The organism is Actinoplanes teichomyceticus ATCC 31121 (genome assembly GCF_003711105.1).
Classification (GTDB): domain Bacteria; phylum Actinomycetota; class Actinomycetes; order Mycobacteriales; family Micromonosporaceae; genus Actinoplanes; species Actinoplanes teichomyceticus.
Genome location: NZ_CP023865.1, coordinates 7,019,163 through 7,032,879, shown reverse-complemented (window position 1 = coordinate 7,032,879; position 13,717 = coordinate 7,019,163). Strand labels below are relative to the sequence as shown.

General features: G+C 74.5%; 7 protein-coding genes. 4 read left to right on the top strand and 3 right to left on the bottom strand.

Features of this window, described 5'->3' with window-relative positions; genetic code table 11:
- Window positions 1–66: 66 nt before the first annotated feature.
- Entirely contained in the window at window positions 67–930 is an 864-nt protein-coding gene (locus ACTEI_RS30780) for a PspA/IM30 family protein (RefSeq protein WP_122980845.1), read from the top strand.
- A 36-nt stretch (window positions 931–966) separates the two neighbouring features.
- On the top strand, window positions 967–1,770 hold the full coding sequence (gene pspM, locus ACTEI_RS30775; protein ID WP_122980844.1) for a phage shock envelope stress response protein PspM: 804 nt from the start codon (window positions 967–969) through the stop codon (window positions 1,768–1,770).
- Here pspM and ACTEI_RS30770 read toward each other — a convergent pair.
- Window positions 1,715–2,581: a DNA-formamidopyrimidine glycosylase family protein gene (locus tag ACTEI_RS30770; protein ID WP_122980843.1), complete on the bottom strand. Its 867-nt coding sequence runs from the start codon at window positions 2,579–2,581 to the stop codon at window positions 1,715–1,717. The two genes, pspM and ACTEI_RS30770, sit on opposite strands and share 56 nt — an antisense overlap.
- 138 nt (window positions 2,582–2,719) lie before the next feature.
- Window positions 2,720–3,511, bottom strand: a complete 792-nt coding sequence (locus ACTEI_RS30765) for an SAM hydrolase/SAM-dependent halogenase family protein (RefSeq protein WP_122980842.1) — start codon at window positions 3,509–3,511, stop codon at window positions 2,720–2,722.
- Window positions 3,512–3,893: 382 nt separating this feature from the next.
- Here ACTEI_RS30765 and ACTEI_RS30755 point away from each other — a divergent pair, with 382 nt between their 5' ends.
- Window positions 3,894–4,820 carry an LLM class F420-dependent oxidoreductase gene (locus ACTEI_RS30755; RefSeq protein ID WP_122980840.1) on the top strand — a complete coding sequence of 309 codons (927 nt, stop codon included), beginning with the start codon at window positions 3,894–3,896 and terminating at the stop codon, window positions 4,818–4,820.
- A gap of 213 nt (window positions 4,821–5,033) precedes the next feature.
- Here the strand turns inward: ACTEI_RS30755 and ACTEI_RS30750 are convergent, their stop codons facing one another.
- Window positions 5,034–9,977: an Lhr family helicase gene (locus tag ACTEI_RS30750; protein ID WP_425321047.1), complete on the bottom strand. Its 4,944-nt coding sequence runs from the start codon at window positions 9,975–9,977 to the stop codon at window positions 5,034–5,036.
- A gap of 128 nt (window positions 9,978–10,105) precedes the next feature.
- On the opposite strand from ACTEI_RS30750, the gene ACTEI_RS39460 reads away from it, so the two are divergent.
- Window positions 10,106–13,717 carry a protein kinase domain-containing protein gene (locus ACTEI_RS39460; RefSeq protein WP_372443183.1) on the top strand — a complete coding sequence of 1,204 codons (3,612 nt, stop codon included), beginning with the start codon at window positions 10,106–10,108 and terminating at the stop codon, window positions 13,715–13,717.

Here is a 13,717-nt window from a genome sequence, read left to right as displayed (position 1 = left end):
GTCAGCGACGAGACCCTTCTCGGCCACGACGCGTCCGACCGAGCGACATTGAGGGGATACCGCGAGATGGCGAACCCGTTCGTCAAGGGCTGGCATTACGTGATGGCGCTCTTCGGCGCGAAAATCGACGAGTACGCCGACCCGAAGGTGCAGATCCAGCAGGCCATCGAGGACGCCCAGCGACAGCACCAGGCGCTCGTGCAGCAGGCCGCCGCCGTCATCGGCAACCAGCGGCAGCTCGAGATGAAGCTGTCCCGGCAGATGTCCGAGGTCGAGAAACTGCAGGGCATGGCCCGTCAGGCCCTGGTGCTGGCCGACCGGGCCCGCGCCGCCGGCGACGAGGCCGAGGCCCAGAAGTACGAGCAGACCGCCCAGACGCTCGCCACTCAGCTCGTCTCCGGTGAGCAGTCGATGGAGGACCTGAAGACCCTGCACGACCAGGCGCTGGCCGCCGCCGGGCAGGCCCGCAAGGCGGTCGAGAACAACGCGATGGTGCTGCAGCAGCGCATCGCCGAGCGGTCCCGCCTGCTCAGCCAGCTCGAACAGGCCAAGATGCAGGAGACCGTCGCCAAGTCGCTGGAATCGATGTCGCAGCTCGCCGCGCCGGGCAACACCCCGTCGCTGGACCAGGTGCGCGACAAGATCGAGCAGCGGTATGCGAACGCGATGGGCCGTGCCGAGCTGGCCTCCAACTCGGTCGAGGGCCGCATGCTCGAGGTGCAGAAGTCCAGTCTGGACCTGGCCGGTTCGTCCCGGCTGGAGCAGATCCGCGCCAGCATGGCGGGGGAGAAGCTGGGCGGCGCCGCCGCGCAGCCGGCCGTCGGGCAGCAGCAGAGCACCCCGGCCGCCGACCCGGCCAGCGTGGCCCGGCTGGACGAGATCCGCGCCAGCATGAACCAGAAGCGCGGCGACGCGACGGCCGCCGGCTGACAGCAGTGATCCCCTGAAACGGCGGGAGGGCGCGACGTGGACGAGCGGACCAGGTACTTCCGCCGGCTCAAGCGGCTGCGCGGGGCGGCGCGGCGATGGAGCGTCCTGGGTGGCGGACTGACCGCGGCGGCGGCCGTGCTGACGCCGTACGCGGGGATCGGCATCGGCGACGCGGGCTGGGCCGCCGGCGCCGGCGCATCGGTGGTCCTGGCCTGGTGGCGGTGGAGCGACCACCGGGCGCTGGCCGCCCAGCCGGCCCCCGAGCCGAGCCTGCCCGGCCCGCGGCTCGCCGCGGCCCTGGAACGGTCCCCGGTGGGCCGCACCGTGCTGAACGAGGTGCGCCGCCAGAAGAACCGATATGCGCTGCGCGGTTCGGCGATCGCCGACGCGTGGGACCGGCTGGACCGGGCGTCGGCCACCATGCTGGGCCTGGCCGGCCGGCTCGCCGGCTCCGGCGAGGCGGCGGCGCTCGAAGCGGCCACCGCCGAGCAGTGGCTGCGCGACCTCGGTCAGCGGGTGGCCAGCGTGGAGCGTGCCATCCCGCTCGGACAACCCGGGCAGCGGGCCGCCCTGGAGCAGTCGCACGCGGCGCTCGCCGAGCAGTTCACCGAGGGCGTCGCCGCGTTCGAGGAGCTGGTCGCGGCGGCGGCGAGCTACGTCGCCGAGGACGGCCACCCGGTGGCGGACACCCGGCACCCGGCGTACTTCGGCCTGATCGAGGCCACCGAGCGGCTGCGCGGCATCGCCGAGGGCCTCGCCGAGCTGCGGGACCGGACCGCCCGGTTCACCTCGGGGGCGCCGCGGCAGGCTCAGGCTGGCAGCGCGGGCACCAGTACGTGATCCGGTCCTCCAACTCGGCCCGGCCGCCGAGTCGCCCCTCGGCCCGGCTGGTGGCCGCCAGCAGCGGCGAGTGCTCCGCCTTCCGGATCGCCGTGCCGCACCGCCGGCACGGTTGCGCCCGGCGACCGTAGACATAACTGGTCTCGCCCCGGCGCAGCGAGCCGGTGGTGGTCTGGGTCCACCGGCCGCGGTTCGACGCGACCAGGCGCTGGGCCAGCTCCACCGTCCCGGTGAGATCCGCCACCTCGGCCACCCGGGTCCACGGCCACAGGCCACGCAGGAACAACGTCTCCGCCTTGTACAGGTTGCCGACCCCGGCCAGATTCCGCTGATCCAGCAGCGCCTCGGCGATGGTGGCGTCCGGGTGGGCGGCGATCCGGCGGGCCGCCTCCCGCGCATCCCAGTCGTCGCCGAGCAGATCCGGCCCCAGATGCCCGACCAGGCGGTCCTCCTCGGCGGTCCGGACCAGGGCGAGGTCGTGCAGGTGATAACCGACCGCCACCGAGCGGGCGGTACGCAACACCACCCGGATCAGGTGCGCCGGGCGGCCGGTCCAGCGCTCGCCCGGGGCGTACGCCCGCCAGGCGCCCTCCATCCGCAGATGCGAGTGCAGGGTGTGCGGCTGCTCACCGTCGCGGGTCACCCGGAGCAGCAGGTGCTTGCCGCGGCTCGCGGACTCGGCCACCGTCCAGCCGGTCAGGTCGGCGGTGGCCAGGCGCGGCACCCGGAAATCCGATCCGGTCAGAACCTCAGCGGTGAGGGCGCGTTCCAGCACACGGGCGGTGTTCCAGACAGTGTCCCCCTCGGGCATACGCACCATCCTGCCGCGCTCGTCGGATCCGGTCGTCCTCCGCCGGCGGGAATACCCGGAAATCGCGGCCGGAACAACCCCGGAGCGCGGTCGGACACTCCGCGGGCACGTGGCTCCTTTGTGCCCGCTCGGGGCGGCCTATCGGCGTTCCGCGATGCGTACGACATCGCCGGGCACGACGGAGAGCACGACCACCGCGCGGCCGTTGTTCACGGCGATCGCCACCCGGTCCGCCGAGTCCGTGTAGACCAGCAGCTCACCGGCGTTCACGTCGGCGAACGTGCCGCCCCGGCGGGCCCGGACCGTGCCGTTCACCACCAGGTTCGGTCCCAGGCCGGTGAGCATCGTGCCATCGGCGGCCAGCTGCACGTTGCCGAACCGGTCCACGGTCAGCACCTCGGCCTCGATCCAGCCGTCCCCGATGCTGGTCACCGGGTCGGGCAGCCGGACCAGGGAGGCCGGGTCCAGCGCCGGGCCGGCCCCGGCCGGATCCGCGCCCGCGGCCAGTCGCGCCGCGGCCGGGGCGAACACGTCGCGCCCGTGGAACGTGCGTGACACGTCGCCCAGCGTCCAATCCTTGTTGCTCAGCTCGTACGCGGCGCTGATGCCGCCGAGGGCCTCCGCCGCCCAGATCAGCAGCCCGTTGTCCGGTCCGGTCAGCAGGCCGTGCGGCGTGCTCAGCACGACGCCCCGGCGGGCCGTGCCGACACCCGGGTCGACCACCGCGAGATGCACCGACGCGGGCAGGTGCGGCGCGGTCTGCGCCAGCACGGCCGCCCCCCGGGTCACGTCGGCGGGCGGCACGTGATGCGTCACGTCGATCACCCGCACGTCCGGCGCGATCCGCGCGATCGACCCGTGGCAGGCCGCGACGAAGCCGTCGAAGGTGCCGTAGTCGGTGGTGAAGCTGATCCATCCATAACCGGCCATGGTGGCCAAGTTACTGCCAGCCGTCGCGCGAGGCGGGGCGGGCACGCCGCGCGGTGGCGGGCGGTCGTGGCGGCGCGTCGTCGTGGCGGTGGTCGTGTCCTGGCGGGGCGTCGTCGTGGCGGTGGCGGTGGTCGTGTCCTGGCGGGGCGTCGTCGTGGCGGTGGCGGTGGTCGTGGCGGTGGCGGTGGCAGTTGTCGTGGCGGTGGCGGTGGCCCCGTTGTCGTGGCGCCGGCGGTTGTTGTGGTGGTTGCGGTCGCCGTGGCGGGGGTGGCGGGGTGCGCCGGCCGTCCTTGCCGGCGGTGTGGCCGTGGTCCTGGTGGTGGCCAACGTAACTGCCGGATGTGGGGCAGACGTGCCGGTGCGATCTGGCAGGGTTGATCACATGCGTCTCGTGATCTTCACCGAACCCCAGCAGGGCGCCAGCCACGACGACCTGCTGCGGGTGGCCAAGGCCGCCGAGGACGGCGGCTTCGACGGATTCTTCCGTTCCGACCACTACGTCAAGATGGGCGACGTGTCCGGCCTGCCCGGACCCACCGACGCCTGGATCACCCTGGCCGCGCTCGCCGTGCAGACGTCCCGGATCCGGCTCGGCACGCTGGTCAGCTCGGCGACGTTCCGGCTCCCCGGGCCGCTGGCCATCGCGGTCGCCCAGGTGGACGCGATGAGCGGCGGGCGGATCGAGTTCGGTCTCGGCGGCGGCTGGTTCGACGCCGAGCACAAGGCGTACGGCATCCCGTTCCCCGCCCTCGGCGAGCGCTTCGACCGGCTCGAGGAGCAGCTGGAGATCATCACCGGGCTGTGGAAGACGCCGGTCGGCTCGACCTTCCAGTTCGACGGCAAGTACTACCAGCTCAACGACTCGCCGGCGCTCCCCAAGCCGGTCCAGTCCCCGGTGCCGGTGATCGTCGGCGGACACGGCAAGAAGCGCACGCCGGATCTGGCGGCCCGCTTCGCGTCCGAGTTCAACGTCCCGTTCGCCAAGATCGAGGACATCCCGGCCCAGTTCGAAAGGGTCCGCGCGGCCAGCGCCGCCGTGGGCCGCGCCGAGCCCCCCGCGTTCAGCGCCGCGGCGGTGCTCTGCGTCGGCCGCGACGACGCCGAGGTGCGCCGCCGGGCCGCGACCATCGGCCGCGAGGTCGAGGAGATGCGGGAGAACGGCGGCATCGTCGGCACGCCCGCCGAGGCGGTGGAGACGATCAACCGGTACGCCGAAGCCGGCGCCTCCCGCCTCTTCCTGCAGACGCTGGACTGCTCCGACATCGACCACGTGAACCTGGTCGCCTCGGAGATCCTGCCCCAGCTCTGACCCCTGTTCCCGGCAACAGCGGCCGCCTCGGGCGACGGCCGCTGTTGCCGGGGTGGGCCGGTGGCCGTCGCGTCGCTTGCCGGGCTGGACCGGTGGCCGTCGCGTCGCTCGCCGGGGTGGGCCGGTGGCCGTCGCGTCGCTCGCCGGGCTGGACCGGCCGGACAGCTGCGGACGCCACCGGAGCGCCCCACACACCCGCGCCGCTGACGTCCCTCAGCCGCGCAGGCGCAGACCGCGTGGCGTCGCCCGGAACCCGGCCGCCGTGAGCGCGTCCCGCAGCGGCGACGCGTGCACCGACTCGCCGTCGGCCCGCTCCACCGACAGCGCGCCCAGCGCCCCGGAGCGCACCGCGGCCGCCAGCGCCTGACCGGCCGCCGTCAGCGCCTCCGAGTCGTCGGCGAACGACAGCAGGGTCCGCCCGCCCCGTTCCACGTAGAGCACCAGATCGCCCTCGACCAGCACGACCAGCGCCCCGGCCTTGCGCCCGGCCCGGTGCCCGGCCTTGGCCACCGGCTCGCCATCGCCGCTGTCCACGATCCGTTCCGGCCAGGGCAGCGCCGCCCCGTACGGATTGGCCGGGTCCGCCGCGGCCAGCACCAGCGCGCCGGCACCCGTACGCCGGGCAAGCTCCGCCGGCTCGGCGAGGGCCCGCAACCGATCCACCGCTCCCGGCACCGCGAACTGCGCCGCACCGAGGCCTTCCACGAAGTAGCCGCGGCGTGCCGCGCCGCGCTCCTCCAGCGCGCTGAGCACCGGGTAGACCGCGGCGAAGCCGCCGGTCACGCCCTCCGCCATCACCGCGCCCCGGGTCACCACACCGTGCCGCTCCAGCAGCAGGTCGGCGAGCGCGGCCGCGCGGCGGGTCGGGTCCGGATCCCGGTCCGGCAGGCGGGACCAGCGCCCGGCCATGGTGGGCGGGCCGCTCCGGGACGGCAGGCTGGGCCGCCCCGGCCGCCGGTAACGGGTCCGGGCCGGCGCGGCCTTCGCCCGGTGCGCCCCACTCCCGCCGAGCAGCGCCCGCAACGGCGCGAACGTGTCGTTCGTCAGGTGGCCGGCCCAGACCAGATCCCACACCGTCGCGGCCAGCTCGGTGTCGTCGGTCGAGCCCACCCGGTCGGCGAGCGAGCGGAAGAACAGCGCCTGCCCGTCGCCGAGCGCGTCCAGCACGGCCCGGTGCGCCGGGGTCGCCGCGAACTCCTCGTCCGGCGGCGGAAGCAGCAGGGGCGCGCTGTCCGCGTACGCCAGGGTCACCCAGCCGTCCCCGCCGGAGATCGAGCCGGACCCCGCCCACAGCACCTCGCCGCCGGCGCACAACTCGTCCAGCTGCGGTGGCGTGTAGTCGGCCACCCGGGCCGGCAGCACCAGCCGCTCCCACGCCGAGGCCGGCACCGGCACGCCCTGCACCTGCTCGATCGCCGCGGCCAGCGCGTCCACGCCGCGGGCGTTGCCGCCCACCTGATGCCACCGGGGCAGGAACGCGGCCAGCGCCTTCGGCGGCACCGGCTCGATCTCCCGGCGCAGCGCGGCCAGGGAACGCCGCCGCAGCATGCGCAGCACCTCGGCGTCGCACCACTCGGTGCCCGCGCCGTCCGGGGAGAATTCGCCGGAGGTCACCCGGCCGGTGCCGCTCAGCCGCTTGAGCGCCTGCTCGACCACGAACACGCCCAGCCCGAAGCGGGCGGCGCAGGTCATCGCCAGGAACGGCCCGTGGGTCCGGGCGTAGCGCGCGACCAGGTCACCGAGCGGGTCGGCGACCGGTTCCAGGTACGCCTCGGCGATGCCGACCGGCAGGGCCACGCCGAGCGCGTCCCGATAGCGTCCCGCGTCGTCGATCCCGATCCAGCGTTCCTCGCCCGCCACCCGCACCCGGATCGCCCGACGCGCCGACTCCAGCGTGCGCACCCAGTCCTCGGGCACGCCCCGGTCGGCCAGCTCGGCGGTGGACAGGTCACCGAGCAGCCGGAGCAGCTCGGCGGCGTCCTCCGCGTCGCGGGGGCTGCGCTGCGCGGTCCGCCACTGCAGCTGGGCCTCGGTCTCGGTCACCACCGCCGGGTCGAGCAGCTCGCGCAGGTCGACCCGGCCGAGCAGCTCGCCGAGCAGGGTCGCGTCCAGGGTCAGCGCGGCGGCCCGCCGCTCGGCCAGGGGCGCGTCCCCCTCGTACAGGAAAGCGCCGACGTATCCGAACAGCAGCGATCGGGCGAACGGCGACGGGCGCGGGGTCTCCGCCTCGACCAGCCGGACCTTGCGCCCGGCGATCTCCCGCATCAGGCCGACCAGGCCGGGGACGTCGAAGACGTCCTGCAGGCACTCGCGGGCCGCCTCCAGCGTCACGGGGAAGTCGGCGAACTCGCGTGCCACGTCGAGCAACTGCGCCGACCGCTGGCGCTGCTGCCAGAGCGGCTGGCGGCGACGCGGATCCCGGCGCGGCAGCAGCAGCGACCGGGCCGCGCACTCGCGGAACCGGGAGGCGAACAGCGCCGACGTGCCCACCGACTCCTCGACGAGCTGGGCGATCTCGTCGGCGTCGAAGGCCACCAGGTCGGCGCCGGGCGGCTCCTCCGCGGTGTCCGGCAGCCGGACCACGATGCCGTCGTCGGAGGGCATCACCTGCCCGTCCACGCCGTAGCGCTCGTTGAGCCGGCGGGCGATCGCGAGCGCCCACGGCGCGTTCACCCGGGCGCCGAGCACGCAGTGCACGGTCATCCGCCAGTCGCCGAGCTCGTCGCGGAACCGCTCCACCACGACCGTCCGGTCGTCCGGCAGGTGCCGGGTGGATTCCCGCTGCTCGCGCAGGTAGCTCACCAGGTTCCCGGCGGCCCACTCGTCCAGCCCGGACTCGCGCAGCACGGCGACGGCCGGCTCGTCCCCGGCCCGGGCCAGCGCGCGCAGCCGCGCTCCGATGGCCCGGCCCAGCTCGATCGGCCGGCCCGGTGAGTCGCCTTTCCAGAACGGCATCCGGGCCGGGGCGCCGGGCGCGGGCGAGACCAGCACCCGGTCCGGGGTGATCTCCTCGATCCGCCAGGAGGTCGAGCCGAGCAGGAAGACGTCACCCACCCGCGACTCGTAGACCATCTCCTCGTCCAGCTCACCGACCCGCGACGCGCGTTCGGAGCCGGCCAGGAACACGCCGAACATTCCGCGGTCCGGGATGGTGCCGCCGCTGGTCACGGCCAGCCGCTGGGCGCCCGGCCGCCCGGTCAGCAGGTCGGTGCCGCGATCCCAGACCAGGCGGGGCCGCAGCTCCGCGAAGGCGGTCGACGGATACCGCCCGGAGAGCATGTCGAGCACCGCGTGCAGCGCCGACTCCGGCAGCTCGGCGAACGGCGCGGCCCGCCGGACCAGCGCGGCCAGCTCGTCGACCGGCCAGGCGTCCAGCGCCACCATCGCGACCACGTGCTGGGCCAGCACGTCGAGCGGATTGCGCGGGTACCGCAGCTCCTCGATCGCGCCCTCGGCCATCCGCTCCGCGACCACCGCGCAGGACAGCAGGTCACCGCGGTGCTTGGGAAACACCACCCCGCGCGACACCGCGCCCACCTGGTGCCCGGCCCGGCCGATCCGCTGCAGTCCGGCCGCCACCGTCGGCGGGGCCTCGATCTGCACCACCAGATCGACCGCGCCCATGTCGATGCCCAGCTCCAGGCTGGAGGTGGCGACCACGGCCGGCAGCCGGCCCGATTTCAGCGCCTCCTCGATCTGCTTGCGCTCCTCCCGGGAGACGCTGCCGTGGTGGGCCCGGGCGACCACCCCCGGCGCGCCGAGCGACGCGCCGGCCTGTGCCATGACGGCCGCCGGCATGCCGCCGGCGCCGCTCCCGCGCATCGCCGCCGGGAATCCGGCGGCGTCGGTTCCCTTCCGGGTACGGCCGGAGCCCTGCACGCCGGGCGCCGGCAGCCCCGAGGCGGTGTCCCGGCCGTCCGGAACGGCCGCGTCGGGTCCCGGGGCGCCGGTGAACCGTGCGAGCTGGTCACCGGGCCGGGCGGTGCCGGGTGGTCCTGCGGACGGTCCGTCGAGGTGGTCGGCTTCGGCCGGTTCCGCGGACGGTTGGTCGAGGTGGTCGGCTTCGGCCGGTTCCGCGGACGGTTGGTCGAGGTAGCCGGCCTCCGCCCGTCCGGTCGGCGGTCGGTTGGGTTCGGTGCGGAGGCGGGCGGCCTCCGCGCGTTCCGCGGAGAGCTGGTTGAGGTGGGCGGCCTCCGCGCGTTCCGCGGACAGCTGGTTGAGATGGGCGGCCTCCGCGCGCTCCGCGGACAGTTCGTTGAGGCGGGCGCAGAGCCGCTCGGCGCCGCGCCGCGAATTGGTGAACACGATCGTCGAGCGGTGCGCCTCGATCAGGTCGAGCACCCGCTCCTCGACCGCCGGCCAGATCGACGGCGTGCTGCGCCCGCCCTCCGGATCCTCCGGCTGCGCGGCCTCGCCCAGCCGGGTCATGTCCTCCACCGGCACCTCGACGGAGACCTCGATCGTCTTGGCGCTGCGCGGCCGGACGATCTCGACGTGCTGCGAGCCGCCGAGGAACCGCGCGGTCTCCTCGATCGGGCGTACCGTCGCGGACAGGCCGATCCGCTGCGCCGGGCGCTCCAGCAGCGCGTCCAGGCGCTCCAGGGACAGGGCCAGGTGCGCGCCCCGCTTGGTGGCCGCGACCGCGTGCACCTCGTCGATGATCACCGTCTCGACCCCGCGCAGCGACTCCCGTGCCGCCGATGTGAGCAGCAGGAACAGGGATTCGGGGGTGGTGATCAGGATGTCCGGCGGGGTGCGGGCGAACCCGCGTCGCTCGTCGGCCGGGGTGTCCCCCGTACGCATCCCGACCGTGATCTCCGGCGGCGGCAGCCCGAGCCGGCCCGCCGCCTGGCGGATGCCGGTGAGCGGCGCTCGCAGGTTGCGTTCGACGTCGACCGCGAGCGCTTTCAGCGGGCTCACGTAGAGCACCCGGCAGCGCCGGCGGGGCTCCTCCGGGACCGGCTCGCCGGCGAGCCGGTCGAGTGACCAGAGGAAGGCGGCCAACGTCTTGCCGGAACCGGTGGGCGCGACCACGAGCGCGTGCCGGCCGGCGCCGATCGCCCGCCACGCGCCGTCCTGGGCGGCGGTGGGCGCGGCGAAGGCGGCCGTGAACCACTCCCGGGTGGCCGGACCGAACTTCTCAAGCACCTCTGGCACGTCACCCATCCTCTCGCGGGGGTACGACAGAAATCGGCGCCGAGCCCCACGCGGGGCCCGGGTGATCGGCGTTCCGTGGGCGGTCTGTGCGTGATTACCCTGATAGCCGACACGATGGGTAGGTGCCGATGGCGGTCAGGCAGATGCTCGTCGCGGGCCGGTACCGTCTTCTGGAACCGGTCGGCGCAGGTGGGATGGGTCGGGTCTGGCTGGCCCGGGATCAGATGTTGGATCGGGACGTGGCGATCAAGGAGATCGTCCCGCCGGACTGGATGAGCGACGCCGAGAAGGACCGGCTGCACAGCCGGACCCTGCGCGAGGCACGTAGCGCGGCCCGGCTGACACATCCGCACGTGGTCCGGGTCTACGACGTGCTCCACGACGAGGGCCTGTCCTGGATCGTGATGGAATACGTCGCGTCCCGGTCGCTCTACCAGGTGCTCACCACCCGCGGGCCGTACCTGCCGGTGGAGGCGGCCCGGATCGGCCTCGCCGTGCTGTCCGCGCTCACCGCCGCCCACGAGGCCGGTGTGCTGCATCGCGACGTCAAGCCGCACAACGTCCTGATCGGATCCGATGGACGGGTGCTGCTGACCGATTTCGGTCTGGCCACCTTCGTCGGGGACGGCATGGTGACCACGCCCGGACTGATCGTCGGCTCCCCGCAGTACGTGTCACCGGAGCGGGCCCTGAACGGCGCGTCCACCGTGGAGTGCGACATGTGGTCGTTCGGGGCGACGCTGTACGCGACGGTCGAGGGCCAGTCGCCGTACGCCCGGGACAGCGCGATGGCGACGCTCGCCGCGCTGGCCACCGAGCCCCCCGACCCGCCGGTGCGGGCCGGGCCTCTCGGCCCGATCCTGGTGGGCCTCCTTCGGTACGAGCCCGAGGCGCGCCTGACGGCGGACGAGGCGGAACGGCAGCTCCGGGCCGTGGTCGAGGCCGCCGAGCCGGTCATTCCCGCCCAGCGGCGCCGGGGAGCGGCCGCCGAGCCGCACCCGGGCGGGGGCGGCGCGACGCGCGGGGCGGACCGGGCCGGCGGCCGGGTCGCCCGTGATGGGGTGCGCGGCGATCCGGTGGCCAGCGATGCGGGTCCCGGGGCCGGTCGTGCCGGTGATGAGCCCGCGAGCGATGCGGGCTCCGAGGCCGGTCGTGCCGGTGATGAGCCCGCGAGCGATGCGGACCGCGCCGGCGAAACCGTCGAAGCGGCTGGTGCGGCGCGTCGTGCCGGCGAAGCCGTCGTGAGTGAAGCGGCCGGTGGGGCGCCTCGTGCCGGGGAAGCCGTCCTGAACCAAGCGGCTGGTGCGGCGCCGCGTGCCCGCGAAACGGTCGTGAACGAAGCGGCCGGTGCGGCGCCTCCGGCTTCCGATCCCGTCCTGAGTGATGCGGTGCGGGCGAGCGGTCGTGTCGGTGATTCGGTCGAGGGTGGTGCGGCCGGTGCGGCGTCCGGTGTCGATGAACCGGCCGGGGGTGGTGCGGCTGGCCCGGCTCATCGTGTCGATGAAGAGGTCGTGAGTGATGCGGTGCGCGCGGTCAGCCGCGCCGGAGATGCGGTCGTGAGTGATGCGGCGGACCGTGGCGGCCCGGCCGCGGGTGGTGCGGACCGCTCGGGCGGCACGACCGTCGGCAGCGCCGCGGGGGAGCGGCCGAGCGGTGCCGCAGCGGCGGATACCGCGGCTCCGGCGGTGGGCAGCGCCCGGGTTCCGATCCGAGGCCGCGTAGCGCCGCGCCGGGAGGCGCGGGGTGACGACAACACATCGGGACTGGCCGGAATCGATCAGGGGAGCGCTGCGGTCGGCCCGGCCGTTGCATCCGTTTCCGGGACGGCTGCGTCCGGCACCCCGCGCCGCCCCGCGGATGGCGCCGGTGGCGACCCTCTGGCCGACACCGTCCTTCTCGCCGGTGGCGTGCCGGACACCGGCGAGTTGGCCGCTCTGGATTTCCGGGCCGGGACCTCGCCGTCACCGGCGTATCCGGCTACCGGTTCCGCGCCGCCGGCGAGTCACCCGGCAACGTCGATCGATCCCGCGGCTCCGGACGACGGGTACGGCGTCAACGCCGCCCTGTCGGCGGATCCGGCGTTCCCGGGCGGCAGCGAGTCGGGAGACGGGCCTGTCTCGGCGGCTGGTTCCGCGTCCGGGAATGACGGTGCGTTGCGCTCCGACGCTGCTGTGTCGCGGTTTCCGGCGTTCCCGGGCGGCAGCGAGTCGGGGAACAGCGCCTCCACGTTCGGGGCCGCGGCTGCCCGCTATGCGCTTCCTCCCGCACCCGATGCCACCGCTTCCGGCGGCGACACGTCCACGGCCGATGTTCGTGCCTCTGCCGATGACCCGCGCGCGGTGGGAACCGGTTCTCCCACCGGCACCACGTTCCCGGTAGAGGTGCTGTCACCGAGTGCCGACCCGGGCGCACGCCACACCGAGGAAACCACCGACTCCGCTCGCTGGTCGCTCCGGGCGGGACCCCGGTCGCCCGGAGCGGAACCCCGCGACAGCGCATCCGGCTGGACGCCTGCCGGTAGCGGCGAGCCGTCGAACCCCGGTGCGGGACAGGGCCGAGCTGTCACGTACCCCACCGGCCGCACCTACACCAGCCGGCATGTCACCAGCGCTGAGATCGGCAACGACTACATCGAGGGCAGCTTCACCTACGTCGATCATCCCTATGACGGCGATGCCGGCTCCGCGACCGCTGCCAGCGGCGACGGTCCCGTTGACGGCGGCCTCCTCTCGTACGCTCCCGCGAATGCCGCGAGCGGCACCCACTACGTTGCCGGCGGTCGCCGGGGCAAGGAGGGCAACCGTGCCGCGGAGCCGTCTCACCGTCGTCTCAACCGCGCACCCGCCGCGGCCGGCGAGCCCGCCACCACCCCGGCGCTCCGCCGCGGAAATCAGGCGGTGCTGCACGTGATCCCCGCTCAGCGGACCCCGCATTCCGGCCGGCCGGTGGGGAACCGGGTGCCCCCAGCGTGCTGGTCGGGTCGCCCGCGCCTGCCCGCCCGGCTCCGATCCCGGCTGATCATCGCGGGGCTGGTGCTGATCGTCGTGCTGGGCGGCAGCCTCCTCGGCGTCCACCTGATCGGGCGGGACGACTCCGCTCCGCGGATGGTGCAGACACCGGCCGCGTCGCCGTCCCAGGCGTCGCCGGTCACCCCCCTTTCGCCGCGAACTGCCGGCTTCTCGCCGATCGTCTGCGACGTGCCACCACCCGACGACGTCCCGGTCGCCCCGAGGGACCGCGCGGCCCGCGGCGTCAACGGCTGGGCGTTGCAGGCCGGCTGGTCCTACTTCACCGACGGGAGCGGCTTCCACATCCCGGTCCCGGACGGCTGGACGTACCAGCGGATCGGTGCCACCTACTGCTTCCGGGAGCCGGGCGGCCCCCGGGTGCTGAGCCTGGACGTGGGCCGCCAGGCGCGCACCGATCCGCTGCGAGGGTGTCGCGCCGAGGAGCGCCGCTTACGGCAGACGGGCCGGGTACGTGACTACGCGCTGATCGCCATCGCGCCGGTGACGCTGCTGCACAAGGCCGCCGACTGGGAGTACCGCTACCGCGGCGATACCGGGATCCTGCGCCGCGCGACCACCCGATGGTTCTCGGCGGGCGGCCGTGCCTACGCACTCGGCTGGTCCACCACCGAAGCGACCTGGGCGGCCGAATTCAGCAAGATCCAGATGATCCGGAGCACCTTCTACACCGATGGCCCGACCGCGTCCGCCACCAGGTCCAAGAACCGGTGA

What these genes read in the sequence shown, in the direction of transcription:
- ACTEI_RS30765 (WP_122980842.1), bottom strand. Translation starts at nt 3,511, where the DNA reads ATGGCCGGTTATGGATGGATCAGCTTCACCACCGACTACGGCACCTTC.
- ACTEI_RS30780 (WP_122980845.1), top strand. Translation starts at nt 67, where the DNA reads ATGGCGAACCCGTTCGTCAAGGGCTGGCATTACGTGATGGCGCTCTTC.
- ACTEI_RS39460 (WP_372443183.1), top strand. Translation starts at nt 10,106, where the DNA reads ATGGCGGTCAGGCAGATGCTCGTCGCGGGCCGGTACCGTCTTCTGGAA.
- ACTEI_RS30755 (WP_122980840.1), top strand. Translation starts at nt 3,894, where the DNA reads ATGCGTCTCGTGATCTTCACCGAACCCCAGCAGGGCGCCAGCCACGAC.
- ACTEI_RS30770 (WP_122980843.1), bottom strand. Translation starts at nt 2,581, where the DNA reads ATGCCCGAGGGGGACACTGTCTGGAACACCGCCCGTGTGCTGGAACGC.